Origin of the sequence: Aquimarina rhodophyticola, from assembly GCF_042434915.1 — a bacterium.
Lineage (GTDB): Bacteria > Bacteroidota > Bacteroidia > Flavobacteriales > Flavobacteriaceae > Aquimarina.
In genome coordinates, this window is record NZ_CP170198.1 from 1,870,130 (window position 1) to 1,892,062 (window position 21,933).

17 protein-coding genes are annotated in these 21,933 nt (G+C 33.5%); 16 read left to right on the forward strand and 1 reads right to left on the reverse strand.

From position 1 onward, the window contains the following. Positions 1–18 precede the first annotated feature (18 nt). The 8 genes from leuC (at position 19) to ACE939_RS08150 (ending at position 9,143) form a co-directional block, all read left to right on the forward strand. The gene (gene leuC / locus ACE939_RS08115; RefSeq protein ID WP_378184688.1) at positions 19–1,401 is read left to right on the forward strand and encodes a 3-isopropylmalate dehydratase large subunit; all 1,383 of its coding nucleotides are present in this window, start codon (positions 19–21) and stop codon (positions 1,399–1,401) included. A 1-nt stretch (position 1,402) separates the two neighbouring features. After that, complete coding sequence (leuD, locus tag ACE939_RS08120) at positions 1,403–1,990, forward strand: 3-isopropylmalate dehydratase small subunit (protein ID WP_378184689.1); 588 nt, start codon at positions 1,403–1,405, stop codon at positions 1,988–1,990. 55 nt (positions 1,991–2,045) lie between these two features. Further along, positions 2,046–3,161, forward strand: a complete 1,116-nt coding sequence (gene leuB, locus ACE939_RS08125; RefSeq protein ID WP_378184690.1) for a 3-isopropylmalate dehydrogenase — start codon at positions 2,046–2,048, stop codon at positions 3,159–3,161. Between the two features lie 146 nt (positions 3,162–3,307). Then, entirely contained in the window at positions 3,308–3,472 is a 165-nt protein-coding gene (locus tag ACE939_RS08130) for a hypothetical protein (RefSeq protein WP_378184692.1), read from the forward strand. Between the two features lie 716 nt (positions 3,473–4,188). Beyond that, positions 4,189–5,175, forward strand: a complete 987-nt coding sequence (locus ACE939_RS08135; RefSeq protein WP_378184694.1) for a hypothetical protein — start codon at positions 4,189–4,191, stop codon at positions 5,173–5,175. 214 nt (positions 5,176–5,389) lie between these two features. Then, positions 5,390–7,390 carry an ATP-binding protein gene (locus ACE939_RS08140; RefSeq protein WP_378184696.1) on the forward strand — a complete coding sequence of 667 codons (2,001 nt, stop codon included), beginning with the start codon at positions 5,390–5,392 and terminating at the stop codon, positions 7,388–7,390. A 267-nt stretch (positions 7,391–7,657) separates the two neighbouring features. Next, on the forward strand, positions 7,658–8,452 hold the full coding sequence (locus ACE939_RS08145) for a DUF4393 domain-containing protein (protein WP_378184698.1): 795 nt from the start codon (positions 7,658–7,660) through the stop codon (positions 8,450–8,452). After that, positions 8,445–9,143: a hypothetical protein gene (locus tag ACE939_RS08150; protein ID WP_378184700.1), complete on the forward strand. Its 699-nt coding sequence runs from the start codon at positions 8,445–8,447 to the stop codon at positions 9,141–9,143. The genes ACE939_RS08145 and ACE939_RS08150 overlap by 8 nt, the downstream gene beginning before the upstream one ends. Positions 9,144–9,440: 297 nt before the next feature. Here ACE939_RS08150 and ACE939_RS08155 read toward each other — a convergent pair whose 3' ends face one another. After that, positions 9,441–10,424: a helix-turn-helix domain-containing protein gene (locus tag ACE939_RS08155; RefSeq protein WP_378184702.1), complete on the reverse strand. Its 984-nt coding sequence runs from the start codon at positions 10,422–10,424 to the stop codon at positions 9,441–9,443. Between the two features lie 102 nt (positions 10,425–10,526). On the opposite strand from ACE939_RS08155, the gene ACE939_RS08160 reads away from it, so the two are divergent. From ACE939_RS08160 to ACE939_RS08195, 8 genes are all read left to right on the forward strand, one after another. Further along, positions 10,527–12,950: a TonB-dependent receptor plug domain-containing protein gene (locus tag ACE939_RS08160; protein ID WP_378184704.1), complete on the forward strand. Its 2,424-nt coding sequence runs from the start codon at positions 10,527–10,529 to the stop codon at positions 12,948–12,950. 12 nt (positions 12,951–12,962) lie between these two features. After that, positions 12,963–14,318: a hypothetical protein gene (locus tag ACE939_RS08165; RefSeq protein WP_378184706.1), complete on the forward strand. Its 1,356-nt coding sequence runs from the start codon at positions 12,963–12,965 to the stop codon at positions 14,316–14,318. Positions 14,319–14,392: 74 nt separating this feature from the next. Next, the gene (locus tag ACE939_RS08170; RefSeq protein WP_378184708.1) at positions 14,393–15,877 is read left to right on the forward strand and encodes an ankyrin repeat domain-containing protein; all 1,485 of its coding nucleotides are present in this window, start codon (positions 14,393–14,395) and stop codon (positions 15,875–15,877) included. A 19-nt stretch (positions 15,878–15,896) separates the two neighbouring features. After that, positions 15,897–16,388 carry a DUF2271 domain-containing protein gene (locus ACE939_RS08175; protein WP_378184710.1) on the forward strand — a complete coding sequence of 164 codons (492 nt, stop codon included), beginning with the start codon at positions 15,897–15,899 and terminating at the stop codon, positions 16,386–16,388. 8 nt (positions 16,389–16,396) lie between these two features. Next, entirely contained in the window at positions 16,397–18,595 is a 2,199-nt protein-coding gene (locus tag ACE939_RS08180) for a PepSY domain-containing protein (protein WP_378184712.1), read from the forward strand. A gap of 752 nt (positions 18,596–19,347) precedes the next feature. Then, a complete protein-coding gene (locus ACE939_RS08185) occupies positions 19,348–19,887 on the forward strand; it encodes a helix-turn-helix transcriptional regulator (RefSeq protein ID WP_378184714.1) in 540 nt (179 codons plus the stop codon). 364 nt (positions 19,888–20,251) lie between these two features. Beyond that, positions 20,252–21,433: an alpha/beta hydrolase family protein gene (locus tag ACE939_RS08190; RefSeq protein ID WP_378184716.1), complete on the forward strand. Its 1,182-nt coding sequence runs from the start codon at positions 20,252–20,254 to the stop codon at positions 21,431–21,433. A 49-nt stretch (positions 21,434–21,482) separates the two neighbouring features. Then, a complete protein-coding gene (locus ACE939_RS08195) occupies positions 21,483–21,818 on the forward strand; it encodes a GNAT family N-acetyltransferase (protein ID WP_378184718.1) in 336 nt (111 codons plus the stop codon). Positions 21,819–21,933 lie beyond the last annotated feature (115 nt).

The window sequence follows — 21,933 nt, forward strand, 5'->3', positions numbered from 1 at the left end:
TAATATTTACTTGAACTTATGAAAAAAACCTTATTTGATAAAGTGTGGGACGCCCACGTAGTCAAAGAAATAGAAGATGGTCCCCAGATTTTATATATTGATAAACATCTAATTCATGAAGTAACGAGTCCGCAAGCGTTTAATGAACTTGAGCGACGAACAATACCGGTATTTCGCCCCAATCAAATTGTTGCTACGGCAGATCACAATACCCCAACGCTTAATCAGCACCTACCTATCAAAGATGAGATGTCTCGCAAACAATTGGCACAACTCGCAGTTAATTGCGAGAAAAATGAGATCCCATTATACGGTTTAGGACATGCCTATAATGGTATTGTACATGTTATGGCTCCCGAGTTGGGTTTTACCCAACCAGGGATGACCATTGTATGTGGCGATAGTCATACGTCGACTCATGGTGCTTTTGGGAGCATTGCCTTTGGTATTGGTACAAGTCAAGTAGCGCAGGTATTTGCAAGTCAATGTCTGCTATTACAAAAGCCCAAGAGCTTGCGCGTTACTGTTACTGGTACTTTACGACCGGGTGTTTTACCCAAAGATGTTATTCTTTATATCATTGCGCAATTGGGGACCAATTCTGGTACTGGATACTTTTGTGAGTATGCCGGGAACGTGTTTGAGGAGATGAGTATGGAGGGGAGAATGACCGTATGCAATATGAGTATTGAGATGGGAGCCCGTGGCGGTATGATTGCACCCGATGCAACTACCTATGCCTATGTAAAAGGTAAACCGTTTGCACCAAAAGGTGAAGAGTTTGATAAAAAAGTAGCTTATTGGCAAACCTTGGCTACCGATTGTGATGCTGTTTTTGATAAAGAATATCACTTTGATGCCGAGGCGATCGAACCCATGCTTACGTATGGTACCAATCCTGGGATGGGTATTAAAATTTCTGAGCGTATCCCCAACCACACCTCTGATACGTTTGAAAAATCATTGGCGTATATGAACTTTGATAAGGGGCAATCGCTAATCGATCAACAAGTAAACTATGTTTTTATTGGGAGTTGTACCAATAGTCGTATCGAAGATTTTAGGATTGCCGCACACTATGTCGAAGGTAAACAAAAGGCAGCCAATGTAACGGCTTGGTTGGTACCTGGTTCACAACAAGTAGCCAAACAAATTAAGGATGAAGGTTTACATAAAATATTTGAAAACTCTGGGTTTCAATTGCGCCAGCCGGGCTGTTCTGCGTGTTTGGCTATGAATGATGATAAGATTCCCGAAGGAGAATATTGCGTGTCTACCTCTAATCGCAATTTTGAAGGACGTCAAGGTCAGGGTGCTCGAACCATACTGGCAAGTCCATTAATGGCAGCTGCTACTGCAGTACACGGAAAAATTATTGACATTACCAAACATCTTAATTAACATGGAGCCTTTTATAAAAATAACATCAACTGCTATTCCCCTACCGATTCAAAATATTGATACCGATCAAATCATACCCGCTCGTTTTTTAAAGGCTACAACACGAGAAGGTTTTGGCGAAAATTTGTTTAGAGACTGGCGGTATCACCAAGATGGTAGTATTAATACTGCGTTTCAACTAAATAACGGTACGTACAACGGTGAGATTTTGGTAGCGGGTGATAATTTTGGTTGCGGTTCGAGTCGAGAACATGCCGCCTGGGCGCTACATGATTACGGGTTTAAGGTAGTGATCTCTAGTTTTTTTGCCGATATTTTTAAAGGCAACGCCTTAAATAATGCGGTATTACCTGTGCAAGTATCTCCTGCTTTCTTACAAGAATTGTTGCAGGCAATCCAAAAAGATCCCACTACAATTATAGAGGTAGATCTTCAACATCAACACGTGAGGTTGATGGCAACAAATGCTTCAGAAAACTTTGAGATTAACGGCTATAAAAAAACCTGTATGCTTAATGGATACGATGACATTGATTTTCTGTTAAGCAATTTAGCAGCGATCGAAACTTTCGAAAAAACAAAAATTTAAAAAAATTAATGCTCGGGGAACAATTGTATGTCTCCTGATTATAAAAAATTGTGTTATGAAATTAGAAATTGCAGTACTTGCAGGCGACGGGATTGGACCCGAAGTCACAACTCAAGCGATCAAATCGCTCGAAGCGATTGCCCATAGTTTTGATCACACCTTTTTGTTTAAAGAAGGATTAGTTGGTGCTGTAGCGATTGATGCTACAGGAGATGCACTCCCACAGCAAACACTAGAGCTTTGTGCTACCAGTGATGCTGTTCTTTTTGGCGCTATTGGCGATCCAAAATATGATAATAACCCAAGTGCCAAGGTGCGTCCCGAACAAGGATTACTTACATTGAGAAAGGAGCTTGGATTGTATGCCAATATACGACCTGTAAAGGCCTATCCTACCCTGTTAGAACACTCCCCCTTAAAACGTGCTGTGATCGAGGGTACCGATGTGGTAATCTATCGCGAACTTACGGGTGGTATCTATTTTGGAGAAAAATCTTTGAATGTTGATGGTACCATAGCATCGGATCTGTGTGAATACGCTGTAGAAGAAATAGAGCGCATTGCCCATTTGGCATTTAAAGAAGCTTTAAAAAGAAGAAAAAAATTGACCTTGGTTGATAAAGCTAATGTTTTGGAAACCTCTAGATTATGGCGCAAGGTGGTGACAGATCTATCTAGCAAATATCCCGATGTAGCACTTGACTTTATGTTTGTTGATAATGCCGCTATGCAGTTAATTTTGAACCCAAAGGCGTTTGATGTGATCCTTACCGAAAATATGTTTGGGGATATCTTGTCAGACGAAGCCAGCGTTATCGGTGGTTCTATTGGATTGCTAGCCTCTGCATCTGTGGGTAACAAATTTTGCATGTTTGAACCAATACATGGCTCTTATCCACAGGCTACGGGTAAAAATATTGCAAATCCAATTGCTGCTATTTTATCTGCTGCGATGCTTTTGCGACATTTTAATTTGCTGGATGAGGCCGATAGGATCGAAAAAGCGGTAGAAAAGGCCTTAGAGCTTAACATCACCACGCCCGACCTTAACAATCACCATCCCTTATCTACTCAAAAGGTTGGAGACTTTATTGCAGACTATATAGCTAACCCCTTTGATTCTAATATCAATTTTGAAAATATACATGTGGGACAATCCACGATAATTTAGGTTTTGAGTACATCTATTTAATTTGTTTAGTAAAAGCAGTCTTGCGTTATGACCAAGGCTGCTTTTTTTGTTAACTGAGGGAGAACCGTAAAGAAAATTCTTACAATTTTTATAGCTTTACACTATAACTTTTAAAACCTTATAAAATGTTAAACAAAATTTTAGAATTCCGCGGAGTACAACAGCTTAATCGTACACAACAACTTTCTATCAACGGAGGGCGTAAACAATGTATTTTACCCGGTACTACGCAATGTTCGGAATACGGACAACAATGTGCAGAGAGACAATGTATTTTTGCACCTTTTTAAAACGTATTAAGAGCGTATATGCTATGATGTAAATACGCCAATTGTACGTTACAGTACTTAGACCTTTCATTAAGTTGAAAGGTCTTTTACTTTTATATTAGCTGCTCACTAAAACCAAAAAGCAACCTCTCAATACGCCTTCCTTATTTCCCAACAAGTGATATACCCCTTCTGGGGAAGGGATTGTGTATTCCCGGGATTGTAGTACCCGCTCCGGTGACACCAAGTAGCTTCGCAGGAAGGCACACATAGCTCCCTGCGGGTTGTACTCCCGTTCCATGGCAATGATCTCACGCTCCAGCTACCATGGAAGCCTTAAAAAACTCCCCGGAGCACCGAGTACGTTCGCTGGAAGGGTTCTCACCCTTCCCGGAAGCCATCCAACTGTCGCAGGACGGGTATACAGCTGCGCCGGAGACTATCCAACCCTCGCAGGACGCGTGGTAACAGCCCCGGGAAGCCTAAAAACTTCCTAGGAGCATTGTTTATGGGTGTTGGACGTGTTTTAAAGTATCCTGAGCTTAGGGGAAGCTGTTTACAATAGATTATTAAAAATCTACGAACTCAAAAAAATTATGTAGTTTAGTAATATTAAAACCAGATTCCCACCCCAGTTGGTAACGTTGTGTTACCTTTTAGTATTGATATAAAGGATATATAGTTATTAAAGGTAACTATATACAATTGTTGTGAGCAAGCTTGAAAAACATCATTGAATGAAAAACTTAATATACTATCCTAATTTTGAATCCAATGATTTAGAGTGGTTGAAATTCTCATTGCTATATCTAGATAATTTTAGCCCTATAGTTCCTGAAACTGGTGTACCTTTTTTATCTGAATTATATAAAAGATTGCAAAACGAGACCGATTTATTAAAACTACAAAGTCCAGGTATAGGAGCAGGAACTAGAGCAACGAGAAAAGCAATAGAATATGTTACAAAAGTCATTCAAAATCCTCATTCGTTTGCAGATGAACTACACTCTGCTAATATAGTTCGAGTTTGGACTAATCAAGATGAACAGAATTACATTCTATTTGATGAAAAGTTTGTTGGAGAATGGAGGTGGTTTTGTGAGGAAAATAATTTTGTTAAAGATTCTAGATTTGGGATAGATATTTCAAAAAGTCTTGGAGAATTATATATGACATTTTTAGCGCAAGAAGTTGCATACGAAAAAGAAGCGTCACCAATAACAGATAATAAAAACCTTGATGAGTTATCGATTTCAATAAGAACAAAAAATATTACAAATGATAATAAGATTAAAGTTGCCAAAAGTATAATAGAACATAAACTTCCATTAGATTTTAGTGAACTACCAATTGAAAAAGTTATAACTATTAGAAATAGTCCAGATTTTAAAACTAAACAATCAGCATTTCATTCTGAATTGGATAACGCATATAACAAATTAGGAATGGGAATTGACCCTTCTGAATTTAGCAAATCTTTCAATAGGACTTTAAAAGATTGGACAGGAGAATTGACCAGTTTAGGTATTAAAACTATCAGTTATGGACTTTCTGCGTATATTCTTTTGGAAAGTGATGAACCATCAAATTTGGAATATATTAAAAGAGCATTAGAAGCTGGTTTAATACTTCAAGGAGGTAAAAGTTTAGTGAAAAATATAAACAAAAATCACGAAAGAAAATATTGTAGACAATACCTGACTCAATTAGAATCTGTCAAATAGCCAGCTCACAACACGGTGTATAAAACATAGCTAGTAAGTGCTAAATCGAAAGGTTTATGTTTTATTTGCTGAGACCGCCAAATTTTTAATTTGGCTATAAAATGAGAAGTTAAATCAAAATATAAAAAATTGGCTCTGTGCTAAATCCAAAATGTAGTATCTTTTTACACGCTACATTTCATACACTGAGCCGTTGCCCACAATTTGAGAAAATATGAGTAGAATTAACATACAAGGAACAATTGACAACATAAAGAGCAAATCTAATGTTTATACACCTGTCATTGAATCGATAGTTAATTCCATTCAATCAATTTCGGACAAAGGAGTGGTTGATGGAAAAATCGAAGTCATTTTACATCGCGAAAAAGTTCTTGAATTTGAGAATCAAATACCAAACATTAAATCAATCTCAATTAGAGATAATGGAATTGGATTTAATCAAAAAAACAGAGATTCTTTTGACACATTTTACAGTCAATATAAAAAAGACATTGGAGGAAAAGGCTTTGGTCGATTTATGTTTGTAAAATACTTCGGAGACGTAAATATTTCTAGTGTGTTTAAAGATGAAAATGAAGTTTTAAAATCAAGAGATTTTAGATTTGGAAGACAATTTGAAATAATAGTTGACGAAAAAATTAATGGTACAGAAGCCATTGACACTTACTCTGTTTTAAATTTAAACAATCTGATTGACTCACACTCATTCGATAAAAATATTGAAACTATTTCAAGAAAACTTCTTGAAAAACTTTTAGTTTATTTTATAAATGACTCGTTTAATTGTCCAACAATTATTGTAAAGGAAGCTGATGATAGTCATTCTGTTGTTTTAAACGATTACATAACTGGAAAGAATGAAATACAAGAGATAGAAAACTTCAAGTTTAAATTAACTTCTGATAAAAATGTAACTAAACATTTCATAGGAAAAGTATTCAAAATCTATTTTGCTGGTAATCAAAAAAGTAAAATTAGTCTTACAGGTCATAACAGAGAAGTTACAGAAACGAATTTACATAAATATGTACCAGAATTCGAAGATGATTTTTATGATATAAACGCATCAACTCAATCTAGAAAAAATTATATTATAAAAACCTACATACTCGGAAAATATCTTGACGAACACGTTTCATTAGAAAGAGAAGCATTTGATTTTGGCAAAGAGAAAGGAGATGCTTATTATCCATTTTCACAAACTGACATTGAAAGAGAATCTGCAATTAAAACTAAAGAAATCTTCAATAATGACATATCTACGAGGTCAGAAAAGAAAGTTGAAAAAATAAAAAATTACGTTACCAAAAGTGCACCTTGGCACAAATCTTATGTAAATGATTTAGATTTTTCAAAAATTGGATATAACTTATCTGAAAATGAGATTGAAATGGAACTTCATAAAGTCAAACATAAAAAAGAAATTGACACTAGAAGTCGATTTAATCAATTCTTTGAAGACCCTGAAAATTTAAAAAATGGAACTCTAAATGATATGATTTCAGAGATTTCTGAAATAGGTAAAAGCGATTTGGCTCATTATGTTTATAATCGTAAATGTATTCTAGAAGCATTTGGAGAGATGCTCAAAAGAAATGAAGATGGGGATGGATTTTTAGAAGAAGAAATCCATAACATCATTTACCCAATGAGGAGAAACTCGGAAAACACAAATTATGAGGAACATAATCTTTGGTTACTTGATGAAAGGCTAGTTTTTTCAGAATTCATTTCGTCTGATGAAAAGATATCTTCCAAAAAAGTAAACAATGCACTTGATGAACCAGACCTAGTTGTATTTGACCAAAAACAATCTTTCAGAAATGGAGATAATGAATTTAGTAATCCATTAACCATCTTTGAATTTAAAAGACCTAAAAGAACCAATTACAGAGAGAAAGATGACCCAGTCTTACAAATTGGAAAGTATCTAAATAAAATACGCTTAGGCAAGTACGAAATGCCAGATGGTTTGGAACCAATTAAAGTAAACGATTGTACACCAATTTATGGATATGTAATTGCAGACATTACACCAAAAATAAAAGAATTTGCTTTACATAACCAATTAACAGAAAGTCCCGACAAAGAAGGATATTTTGGATTTCATAGAGGATATAAAATGTATATTGAGATTATTAGTTTTAGAAAACTATTAAAAGATGCTACGTTAAGAAATAGAATATTCTTTAAGAAATTGCAATTGGAATAAAAACTGTGGGCAATCGAGTAGCCTGACGCGATGAAAATTCACCGTGTTGAGGCTCTCATACCGCCCGCTCCGCAAAGTCTCCCGACCCTCCAACATAGTATCGAAACCCTAAAAACTACAAATTCAAAAAAATTATGTAGTTTAGTAATGTTAAAACCAAATCCCCACCCAGTTGGTAACTTTTTAAGTTGCCTTTTAGTAATCGTATAAAAGAATATAGTTACTAATGGTAACTATAGAACAGTGTTGGCAGTAATTTAGAAAATAATGGAAGCAGGAAAAGAACTCATTGGATTAGTAAAAGATGTGCCACAAGTATTAACGTCAATATATCAGGATTTAGCTCAACCAGGTGTGAAAAAAGTTGGAATTGCTCTAGAAACCGTCTTGGAATTTAGCACGTCAATTCTTCTTCCCGTAAAATTGCTAAACGAAAAGTTTAAACTAAATTTTGAAAAGAGATTAAATGATTATAAAGAAAAACTTGACACTATTCCAGAGGAAGATATTTGTGAAGTTAATCCACAAATAGGAACACCGATAATTGATAAGCTAAGCTATACAACTAATGACGAAATAGCTGACCTATTTACAAGTTTATTAACAAAAGCAAGTTGTTCCAAAACTGTAAATTTAGCTCATCCTAGTTTTATTCAATTAATCGAAAGACTTTCGGTTGACGAAGCAAGAATAATAAAGCATCTACTTAAAAAAGATTTCATCCCTTGTATTTCGTTAAGAGCTCACGTTGCTAACAATAAAGGCTTTATGACAATCCTTAAAAATGGAACGTCAATACAAAAAGATATTGAGCTTCTTTTCCCTCAAAACATTAATACTTATTTGGACAATTTAGGTAGTATGGGAATCCTTGATAATTCTCACGGATTTCATAAGAAAGATAATAAACCATATGAGGAATTATATAAACAATATAACTACGATAGCATAAACGAAAATTATACTAAAGGAGGGGCATTTGCGAAAGTTGAAAAAAACAATAGTTATTTCCAAATAACAGATTTTGGAAAGGCCTTTATTTCGGCTTGTAGTTTTGAATAAAAAAACGAATGCCAACAAAGTATCCTATGTAAAGCCTTTTTTCAGTCGTACCTACAAAAAATTAAAATCTGAAGCCTTGAACTATACTGATCTTATATTGAAAATTGAAAATGCCAAAACATTAGAAGAATTACAAAGTATTTATGCAAACACAGAATTTGGAAAATATAAATTCGATAAAAATAAATATCCTAATTTTGATTTTACAATTTCCAAAGAAGAAATAAGAAGCTTGGAGGATGTTAATGCTATTGGAAAGGAAGGACAATTACTTCATGAATACTTTAGAGATGGTAAAAAATTGACAACAATTGAAAAACTACTGTATTCATATATTTGGAAAAGAGGAGAACTTAATAGATTCCCTAGTATGATCTCTGGAATTAAAGGTGATGATTATATGCGTAATACAGGGCAAGTTTTAAATCAATTTGGTAAATATTTATCAAATGACAATTTTAACGAGCCTATTGTTGATCAACACGTTATTCGAGCATTTAGAGTTTGTATTGAAGATAATGAATCAAGTACTTCAGGAACTGTCAATTATAGAATAATTCAGGATTATAGACATTGGTTATTAAACTTGGTCAACAAGAAGAATTTAAAAAATAAAAAATTGGCGATTGCAATTATTGATAAAATCATGTTTAGTATCGGGAAAAGTTTAAAACAACAACACAACAGGTGAACCGCTCCACTAACTCTCCTGACTTCGCGGTATAGCATCAATACATTAAAAGCTACAAACTAAAATAAATTATGTAGTTTAGTGATAATTTAAACCAAAACCTCTCCCCGGTTGGTAACTATATGTTACCTCTTACTATTGATATTAAAGAAAGCTAGTTGCCAAAGATTTTTATTTTACAATATTAAGTTATCTTAAGGAATACTGTGGTGTACTTCTAGAGTATTCTTCAATTTTTCATACTAAAAACAATATAGTGATTTATTTTATCTACTATGTATGTACGTGTATTACCTTTTAGTTTAACAACGTACTAGGCAGATAACCTAATTGTTTTTTGAAGGCAACTGTAAAATGCTGAGGATTTTTATATCCCACCTCATACGACGCTTGAGCAATCGTATATTCATGTTTTAAGATTAATTCTGTAGCCTTTTCGATCCTTAAAGAAGTAATATATCTAAATACAGGAACTCCATAGATTTGTTTAAAAACGGTTTTGAACTTGGAGGTATTAAAACCCGCTAATTGGGAAAGTTTCTCAATGGTTAAGTCCTCTTTTAAATGTGTACGAATATAATCTTCTATTCTAATCAAGCGCTCTTTATCTTCATCTCGTATTCTTTTACGAGAGCCCATCGAGCTATCAGATGTTAGGGATACTAAAAGTAATTCTGTCAATTTTGACTCTATATAAGATTGTCGAATCATACCCTTAAAAGAACAACTTAGAAGATCATGAATAATATTTCTCAATTGACTAGTAAGCACTAAACCGTGGTTAAAAAAAGAACAAGGCCGCTCTTTTTTTAAAGCTTTATGGTATTTTTTTGAACTTTTCAAAAAATCTGCTCCCATCTTACTCTCCAAAAAAGACTTAGTAAAATAAATATTAAGCACTTGACCTTTATCGCTAGAAAACTTATACATATAAGTTGACTTCGGTATATAAAATAAGGTATATAAATTTTTGTTTAACGTAAGCGCTGTAGATGCGTCTTCATCCAACGCTACATGCAATTCTCCCTCTAATACATATTGAAGTAGAAATACAGCTTGATTTTGAGCTACATGCACCGTATGATTTTTAATATCTGTAGCCGTATAATCTTGAAATAATACGAATGTTTTATCAACATGAATTTCTTTTACAGAGCCAGTGACACCACCAGTAAAATCAGTATGTTTCTTCTCTGTTAAAAAAGAATTTTTTAAATCTTTATCAAAGCTCTTCACCAATTCTTCACCAAAACATTTAGAGCTTTTAAACCTAATTTCCATTCCTTCTCTTTGCGTTATAATAAGTTCTTTTTACGTTATTCAGAATAAATCTAAACAACATACATTTGCAAATATAAAATTATTTTTATCAAGTCTAAATAAGTGAATTTAAAATTACTTTTTTTCGCCCTTTTAAATACCCTATTTGTATACTCTCAAGGTAATCAAAACAGTATTTCAGGTCAAGTTTTTGATAGTGTAGGTCAATCCTTATTTGGGGCAACAGTAGTTCTCGATAATAATTTAAAAGCTACAGTTACTAGTGATAACGGTCGCTATACATTTAACAATCTATCGCAAGGGACTCATGTATTAAAGACTTCTTTTATGGGTTTTATATCCCAAACTATAGAAATACACTTTGACAAAGACCAATTAGATCAAGAAATTATACAAAACTTCTACCTAAAAGAAAATGTTGAAGCACTACAAGAAGTAAATATTAAGAGCAAAACAGAAAAGCGCAAGATAGAAGAAAAAGGATTTTCTGTAAATGTTTTAGAAACAAAGGAAGCCAGCCAAAGAAATATTCAAACTAACGAATTATTAAAAACTAGTGTAGGTGTGAATATTCGCCAAAATGGAGGCTTAGGTTCAGATGTTCAATATAGCTTAAACGGTTTATCTGGCAATGCTGTACGTATATTTATTGACGGGATTCCAATCTCTTTATACGGTTCATCCTTCAGCTTGAATAGTATTCCTCCCTCAATGATAAAGCGTATAGAAGTTTATAAAGGTGTAGTACCGGGGTATTTGGCCGATGACGCATTGGGTGGTGCTATTAATGTAATACTTCATAAAGGGACAAAAACCAATTTTAATGCTTCTGTTTCTTATGGATCCTTCAACACACTTACGACAAACCTCAATGGATTATATCGTTTTAAGGAATCTGGATTGACAATAAAGGCATCTGGGTTTTATAATTATTCTGATAATGATTATAAGGTTTCTGGAAGAAGCATCGTAGTAAACGGTTTAGGTGGAGTACAAACTCCCATAACGGCTAGAAGATTTAATGATGCCTATAAATCTATTGGCGGTGTGGCTCAAATTGGTTTTACGAATGTAAAATGGGCGGATCAATTTTTTATTGGGGTAACGGGTTCAGACGATTACAAAGAGATTCAACATGGTGTTTTTATGACTACGATTCCTTACAAAGGTAGGTTTATGGAATCTGATGCTTTACTCACCAGCCTGACCTATCAAAAGAAAAATATTTTCTTAGAGGGTTTAGATTTTAATGTTCATGGTTTGTATGGAAAGCGAAATCGTATTGTTAATGATACTACGGCTATAGCCTATAGTTGGAATGGTGAACGTGCTATTGATTTTAGAGGAAATGAATTTGAATACTCTTGGGGTTCTCAACAGGAAGGTGGACCTACATTAGCAAAAATTAAAAGAAATGTAGCTTCGGTTAGAACTGGTATTTCTTATGCTATAAGTGAGCATCATAAAATTTTGATTAATCATTTTTATAGCCAAATTGATCGCGAAGATAGTGATGCGTTGCAATCTGTTCTAGAAAACACCTTTATTGGCACCAGAGATCTTCACAAAAACATTTTTTCTGCGACATACGAAGTACAAGCATTCAAAAATAAATTAAAAGCGAATTTGTTCGGAAAATACTATCATCAAAAAACTGTAAATATCGATCCATCTATTGTATCCGATGCAGAGGGGAACAATCAAATAGTTGACGAAGTCACTAGCAGTAATACAACCAATAATGGTTATGGTTTTGCGCTATCCTACACATTTTTACCAAAAGCTACCTTAATAACTTCGGCAGAAAAAGCCATTCGTTTGCCCGATGAAACTGAAGTATTTGGAAATGATGGAGATAATGTTGTTGCAAACCCAAGTATTAATCCTGAGCAAAGTGATAATTATAATTTTGGATTTAGATTTGGAATGTTTGAGATAAAAAAACATGAGTTCTCTATTTCAACTAATTTGTTCACTAGAAATATTAAAGATAGAATTGGTTTACCTATTGAAAATTCTTTGAACGTCAATGATGAAACTATACTTTATGTAAATCAAGGAAGTGGTACCTCAAAAGGAATAGAAGCACAAGTAAACTATATATATAACGATAATTTCGGATTCAATTTCAACGTTTCTCGTTTTGATTTAAAAGTAGTAAACAAGGGTACAGAGATAGATGTACCTAACACTCCGTTCTTTACGATGAATGCAGGTATGCGCTATTCGATTAAGAATTTTATTAAAAAACAAACGCATTTAAATCTATTTTATAATGCATACTTTACTGAAGCTTTTTCCTTTTTACCTCCTCAAGGAGAAAATACTGTGGGAGATGATTTTTTCCGAGTTCCACAACAATTGGCACAGGATATAGGTGCAAGCTATACATTTCCTAAAAACAATTTTGTACTAAGTTTTGATATAAAAAACATATTTAATACTCCTGTATACGATAATTTATCAGTACAAAAGCCTGGTAGAGCATTTTACCTTAAACTTAATTATTTTATAAATAAATTTTAAAACAATCATATTATGAAAATTCAATTTTTCAACCTCAAAACCATATCTCTAGCTCTAAGCGTATTAGTACTTACCACTAGTTGTAGTGATGATGATTCGATTTCTATAGAAGAAGAAAAACAAGAAAATAATAGATGGATAACAGTTGCTGCCGCTAAAATGGGAGATAATCCAGGAGATGGAAATGGAGGAACTCTAATTTATGCTTTGAACAGTGAAGATGCTAAAGATCCAACAAAATCTATTGCTCCTTTTGATAATGGATTTATAGTGCCTTCAAATAGAACAGCCAGACTACAATCGTCTGAAGACGGTAATATTATCTTTAATATTAGCTACGCAGGTGACACGGGTGGTAACTATACAAAATATGAGGTTAGTGGAGGACAAGAATTTAATCGTATTGGTTCTGAGATAAATATTTCTCAATACGTAGGGTCTGCTCCCCGATGGGTGAAGTTGTTTGATGGAGATAAAACGGGAGCTGCTGTATATGTTTCTACAGAAAATGAAATTGATGATAAAGGTACCGAAGACGTTACTGATGATACCTATGTACGTACAAATGCAAAAATTGGTGTCGTAACCTTAGATCTAGAAAATTCTTTAATCAAAGAATTTCAAGAACACAATGTTGCCTTAAGCCCAGAGGAAGAAGCTTTAGGGTATTATATTTCTAGAATTGACATGCCTGTTTTAAATGAAGCTGGTGATAAACTATATATCGGTGCACGTTTGAGTAAGGTAGATCCTTTAACTGCTGAGCGTGATACAGATTACGAAATCTTAGGTTCTAAAACTATCGTTTTAGATTACCCCTCTCTATTAAATCCAACAGTAATTACTTCTACCGTAGGTATTGGTAACACCAATGGGTACAGAAGTATTAATGCTTTTCTATTTGATGGTAGCGTATATCAAGCAAATCAGGGAGATCCAAATGGATCTCATATCTTAAAAATTAATGCAAATAATGAGTATGACAATTCTTATGTCTTTAATCTTGATGAGGCTTTAGGAGTACAGGATGCGTATATTCTTGCATGGAGACCAACCGCCAATGGCAAAGCGGTAATAGCATATCGTCACGCTGGCTCTGCAGAAGGTGTTGCGGGTGCACAAGGCTTTTTTGCGCTAGCTGACTTAAACGCAAAGACTGCACAAAAAATTGATACCATACCTTATGATCCTGATTTTTATTTATTTCAATATCAAGGTTTTGTTGTGGATGGAACAGAGATCTACGTTACCCAAGCTCCTGTGGGTAAGAATGGAAATATTTACGTGATTGAAACGGAAACTGGCGAAGTAACTAAAGGTGCTGAATTGGTAAATACAGAAGGAAGCCACTTTATCGGAGCTTTCTAAGTACATATTAAAATTTTAATTTATAAATTCCTTTCTACCTATGGTTAGAAAGGAATTTATTCAATAATAAAATCATGAAAAAAATACTTGTTTTACTACTGGTAATTCCAACAATTATCTTTGCGCAAAGACAACAGAGCGCCAACGAACTTCACAACAGGACGTTTTGGAAGTCAAAACCAGATGTCGCAACTGTGAAGCAAAAAATTAAGGAAGGTAATGATCCTGTAACGCCCAATGCCGCTGCCTTTGATGCCATTTGCTTTGCCATTAGAGCCAAAGCTCCTGTAGCAACCGTTGAATATTTACTATCCATTCCAGGAAACGATGTTAATAAACCTACACATGACGGAAGAAGTTATTTAATGTGGGCAGGTGCTGCTGGGGATTTTGAAATGATGAAGTTATTAATTAGTAAAGGGGCTGACACAAAAGTTGAGGGTAGTCATGGCTTTAATTGGTTTACATTTACTGTAAATGCTGGTCATGACTCTATCAAAATTTATGATCTGATGGTATCCAACAATGTTGATTTGAAGCAAACTAATCGCTCAGGTGCCAATGGTATATTGTTGATGGCACCTCATGCTAAAGATGAAAAAATTATCAAATATTTTCAGGACAAAGGTTTAGACATCAATGCTACAGATAAATTTGGAAATACTATTCTTTTTTATGCTGCCAAAGGTGGAAACTTAAACCTTTTAAAAACATATATCGCTCAGGGTATTGATTATAAAAAAGAGAACACGCTTGGAGAGAACTTAGCACTATTTGCAAGTCAAGGACGTAGAGGCTACAGCAACCCAATAGAAGTATATAAGTATTTAGACAGCTTAGGCCTCACTATGGCTCAATCTAATCATAACAATGAGAATGCTTTGCATAACATTGCTTCGAATACTAAAGATCCTAATATCATAGACTTTTTTATCGAAAAAGGAGTTAATGTTCATCAAAAGGACAAAGAAGGTAATACAGCATTTTTAAACGCTGCTAAAGGAAATAACCTCTTGGTTTTAAAAAAATTAGTCCCAATGATTAAGGACATCAATCATCAAAACTCAAAAGGATTTTCTGCCATTACCTTTGCAACCCAGCGTATGAATTTAGATACTTTTAAGTTTCTTAAAGAAAAAGGAGCGAATTTAAAGAGTACAGATACCGAGGGTAATAATTTATACTATCATTTGTTTCAAGCATATAACAAAAGAAATAGTAAGCACTTTGACGCTTTTGAGAAAGCTTTGACTGCTGACGGAGTTTCTTTTCAAAATGCTTCTAAGACAGAACAGCCGTTACATATAGCTATTGCCAAAAGAGAAAATAAATTGATTGAAAAAGCGATAGCATTAGGCGCAGATGTTAATCAAAAAAATAATAATGGATTGTCCCCCCTTCACTTGGCTGCTATGAAAGCGAATGATATCAAGGTTTTACAACTTCTCATCAAAAAGGGTGCAGATACCAAAGCTCTTACAGATTTTGATGAAAGTGCTTATGACCTAGCTTTAGAAAACGAATTACTTAAAAATAAAGACATCACTTTTTTAAAATAATTTTAAATAATATAGTACCATGAAATTTTATAAATATCTCTTTTTTGTAGTTTGCTTATCATGTATGGCATTTACTACCATAGAAAACATAGCACCGAAACCAAAATACAAATGTATGGTTCAATTAAAAAACTACGAAGGTGAAGGCGCTTATATTGTAGTTTCTGTAATAGATAAGGATAATAAATACCTTAAAACATTACAAATCTTGGGTGATGATAAAAAATGGTATCCAGACCTTCCTACATGGTGGTCATTTTTTGAAACGGTTAAGGATACCAATGTAGATGCTACTACAGGTGCAACCATTGCTGGTGGAGAACGTTCTATATTTACCTTTGAACTAAACGAAGATGATTTAAAAGCTGGTTATAAATTAAGATTTGAAACCGCAGTAGAACATCAGGAATACTATGAGAAGGATTTAGAAGTATTGTTAGACAACAATAACTTGAAAAATAAATTTGAAGGAACCGGCTATATTCGTTACGTTAGAATACTACCAAATTAATTAGAAATATGCTTAACAAGTTATGGAGATACAGTCATTTAGGCTTGACTGTATCTTCTTTTCTATTTTTACTATTAGCAACTATAACGGGTTCTTTTCTGGCATTTGAACCCATTTATGACAAACTACAACCTTATCACATTAACGAAGGTGAAGATGTAACTTTATCTGAACTAATAACAAATCTACATAATCAATATGATGAGATTTTAACTATTGAAGTTGATAAAAATTATTTTGTAAAAGCTGATGTATTTAGCATAGATGAAGCTGGTAGCGGAGAATTCTACATCAACCCATTTAATGGAAATAAAATTGCTGACATACCCCCAAAAAAGCTGTTTTTTGAGTTCTTAACAAACTTTCATCGCTCTTTGTTTTTAAAAACTCCTGGAAGAATTTTTGTTGGCATTACTTGTTTTTTTCTTTTTCTCATAGCCATTACAGGTTTAGGACTAGCTATAAAACGACAAGGTGGTTTGATAAAATTTTACTCAAAAATTATTAACGATAAGTCCATACAATATAATCATGTAGCGCTAGGGAGATTACTATTGGTTCCTATTGTGGTTATTGCCTTATCTGGCACATATTTATCGATGGATAGATTTTCATTACTACCCAAGATAAAAGAAACTGCTAACCAACATACACTAACTACTAAAGATGCCCTCCCCTTCACTGAATTTCCTGTCTTTAAAAATACATCATTAAAAGATATTAAAAAATTAGAGTTTCCCTTTTCAACAGATGCAGAAGATTTTTTTATACTAAGCTTACAGGATAAAGAAATGAAAATACATCAAAAAACTGGAGAAGTAGTAGAAACACTTAATTATGCCATAACCAAAAAAATTGCAGCTCTAAGTTTTGATCTTCATACAGGTGCAGGTAGTATCTTTTGGTCCTTAGTGTTATTTATAAGTTCGCTTTCTATACTATATTTTATATACTCTGGGAGTATCATTACTTTTCAGAGAGTACGATCTTCGATTAGTAATACCTTTAAATTCAATCAAGCTACAATTATAATCCTTGTAGGATCAGAAAATGGAAATACAAAACGTCTAGGAAAAATTTTGCAACAATCTCTGGTAAAGGCTGGTAAAAAAGTTTTTTTAGATACCTTAAATAATTATCGACAATATGAGAATATCGATCAGCTACTAATTATAACTTCTACCTATGGACAAGGAGAACCACCCAGTAACGCTGGTTTATTTATAAATAAACTTCAAAGCATCAAAATTATCAAACCTTTTAGTTGCCATGTCATTGGATTGGGGTCCTATTCATATCCGCTATTTTGCGAATTCGCCAAAAAGATTTATAGCAAAGCTTTATTGCATAAGGATATTAATGTTCCTTCATCAAACCCTCTATTAATTCACAACCAAAACTATCAACAGTTTAGAAAATGGGCGTTAGATTGGGCTTTATCTTTAAAAATCAACTTAGAGCTGCCCATGGAGTTAGCAACTAAAAAAGAAAAAGAAACTGTTTTCAAAGTTATAGCAAAACAAAATGTCATTGATCCGTATGATGAAACTTTTAAACTTACTTTAACCACTAATAAAAACGGAAAAGTTGTACCTGGTGATCTGATCGGATTTACACCTCCTAATGAAACTCAGGAACGTTTATATTCGGTAGGTAAATCTAGTGATGGTCATTTGTTATTAAGTGTAAAACGGCATACTCTCGGAGTATGTTCTAATTTTCTAAATGAATTAAAAATAGATCAAGAAGTAAAGGGAAAAATTAAGAAGAATGAAGAGTTTTATCTCCCAACAAAGAGCCCACAAATAGTATTGATCGCTAACGGAACTGGAATTGCACCTTTTTTAGGTATGATTCATCAAAAATCACAAACTCCTATACGTTTATATTGGGGAACAAGAACCAAAAAGTCTGAAGAATTATATAAACCACAGATTGATGAAGCTCTACAAAATGAAACGTTGCAGCAGTATCACGTAGCTTTTTCTAAAGAGGATAGCGCATATAATTATGTACAAGATTTGATTTTAAGAGATAAAAAAATGATAGCTACACTTTTGTCGAGCGGAGGAGCCCTAATGATTTGTGGATCCATTGTTATGCGCGATACTATTTATGAGCTCTTAGAAAAAATTTGTGAAGAATATCAACTTCAGTCATTAGAAGTGTATTTAAGTAAAAATCAAATTTTAACTGATTGTTATTAATTTTTATGGTTTCATCCCTATAAATACATCCTTATCCATCGCTTTAAAAAAATTTTCAATTTACCGACAATAAAATAACTATAGACTATGTAACGTACAATCCATAGTAATAGATGAAAAATCAAAAAATATCGTAGTTTAGCATAAATTAAAACCAGATATCTATGCTATTTCAAAGCATCTAGTTTTTAGATAATAAAAATTATAGAAGACTCTTTCTAGTGTCATGATGCAATGGGTGATAGCAATTAAAGACTAAACAATCGACAAATGGAAAAAATTTGGATACTAGTAATTTCGCTTTTTTTTAATAATAACTTTTCTATTTTGGAAGCTTACCCGTGGGCATTTTAAAAAAGCATGCGGTACAAAGATTTGGAATCAATGGGTAACACGTCTTTTTTATTGGCAGGGGGCAATCTTTGTAGGTATCTCTGCTACAGTGCTAACCGTTTTTCTTTTAAAATGGTCTAATGTTTTGATCTTTTAGCCTTCCCATGAAAAATAGTGATCATTTAATAATAAACCCATTTATTACGCTGTTATCAAAACCTTTATAAACAGAAATATTATCTACAAGTTTTGACAAGGAACGTAAAACATGGCTATATTAAGTCGTATCCAAAAAAATGCTTAGATTAGGTGTAAAAAGGTAAAGTGAATTGAGTTCATTACTCCAACCCTAACAGCACTACGGTAATTCGATCTAATCCCTTGTACATCATCATTGTATAATTCAATACATATCTTCCATGCAGTTTAGAGTAAATACTGATACGTGGTTTGTATTTTCCATCTTATTTATTGGTGCATTAGCACTATTTATATTGTTATTTGTAGCGATTCCATATACTACAAGAATAAAACAATTGAAAAGAATAAAATTAAAATACAAAAGAAAACAGGACACGTACAAACAGTTGGAAGAAAAGTATGCTGAGCGCACAATTGCTCAACTTAAAGAAGAAAATCAAAGATTACAAGTTAACTTAAAAAAAGACTTGCAACGAATCTTGAAATACAATACCCATGAACCTGATCTTTTACACTTTTTTTCAGACTTCGAAAAAATTTATCCAAAATTTAAACAAACGATCCAAACATTAATTCCGGATATTACTGCTAATGAATTAAAACTCTGTGCGCTCTTAAGATTAAATTTAAGTTCAAAACAAATTAGTATGCTATTGAATATAACACCCGAAAGTGTCAACAAAGCCAGGTATCGACTTAGAAAAAAAATGGAAATTGATTCTACAGATGATCTGTACATCTTTCTTTCAAATATATGACAATCTGGTTCTTACATCATTGTCCATTGTTTGTCCATAGTATAATTTAGCTACTAATCATTTTTATTAATTCTTTTGTCTAAAACCAATAGCATGAGAATTTTTGAAATCATCTTACTAAGTATCTGTACTTTACTGCCTCTTTTAATTTCGACAAGAAATTATATAGTACACAAAAAAGTAGCTTCATCCATAATCATAAGCACAAGCTTGCTACATTTTATTATCGAAGGGCCCCGATGGCAAATGATTCCCTCCTATTGTATCATACTGATTTTAATTTGGTGTTTGTATAAAGAGTCTGTATTTTTTTTTTGGAGGTTGGTTTAGAAAAACTGTCAGTATCATCACATACATAATACTCTTGGTAATTGGTTGGGGGCTTCCGTATGTATTACCTGTTTTTACATTACCAGAACCCACAGGAAAACATAAAGTGGGCACGCAGTATATCCATCTAAAAACGAATCAATTTGAAACGCTCACTCCATTAGCCGATGATATGAGAGAACTAATGATTAAAGTTTGGTATCCTGCCCAACTAAGTAATGAAATAAAAGAAACCTATCTAAACGAGGGGGATAGATTGGGCTTTGCAAAAAAATGTGGTTTACCCGAAGCTACGTTTGATTATTTAGATAGGGTTACAACGCATACATATAGTTACCCAGAAGTAGCGTTGGGAAGCTTTCCTGTTTTAATTTTTTCTCCCGGAATTTATGCGAATGCGTCCGGCTATTATGCCTTGATAGAAGAAATTGTAAGTAACGGGTATATTGTTTTAAATATTAATCACACCTATGAAAGCACTGGGTCACTTTTCCCTGATGGAGAAATAAAACTATACGGTACTGAGTACGATAAAAAGCACAATAATCAAAAAATGGATGAAATGGTATGGCTTGCTATGCAAAACTATAAGAAGGCGTCATCCTCTGATGAACAATATGGCGCTATTGAGGAACTAATCCGCAATTATATCGCAGCCGAAATAACCTTACGATGGAGCAATGATATTTCTTTGACTCTGGATGAATTAGAAAAACTGAATACCTCTTCTTTTCTGGCAAATCACATAAACATTTCTAAAATAGGAGTATTCGGACACTCGCAAGGAGGTGCTGCAGCCGGTCAGGCGCTGTTAGATGACAATAGAATACAAGCAGGAATAAATCTGGATGGCGTACAATGGGGACCTATGATTGATACACTTCTGACTAAGCCGTTTGCCTTAATTTCTTCAGCATGGGATAGCAACCACCCAGATTTCAACACACATATTTATCATAATGGAAGTCTTTCTGATTTTTATAATGTTAAAATTATAAATTCAGGACACTCAAGTTTTATGGATATTCCATTAATGATTAATGTACCCTTGTTAAATGAAGCGGGAACAATCGATCCAATAAAAGGTTATAAAATATCAACAGAAATAATACTACAATTTTTTGATAAATATTTAAACGATCACTCTTTAGATTTACTGAAATTGAATGATAGACACCCAGAACTTGAAATGGAACTATTAGAAAAAACTCCATAATAAACCAAACCAATTTTATGGTATATCCAATATAAAATTTAAACTGACAATGATAATTCGAAAAGCTACCAAAAATGATGTTTCACTAATTGTGGAGATGATTGCCGATGATGAGCTTGGAAAAGAAAGAGACAACTTTCAAAAACCTTTACCCGATAAATATTTTGAGGCATTTGAAAAAATAAATGCTGACACAACTCAGGAATTGATTGTTGTTGAGAATAAAAAAACTGAAATCATAGGAACTCTACAAATATCATTTATACAACATTTGACGTATAAAGGTGGAACAAGAGCGCAAATTGAAGCGGTTAGAATTAGAGCAGATAAAAGAGGACTCGGAATCGGAAAAAAGATGTTTGAATGGGCTCTCAATAGAGCATAAGAACGCCATATGGATGACTGGCAAGAAAAGACCAAAAGCACTTAAATTTTATGAGGACATGGGATTTTAATCATCTCATGAAGGAATGAAATTACATATTAAATAAAAAATTAGT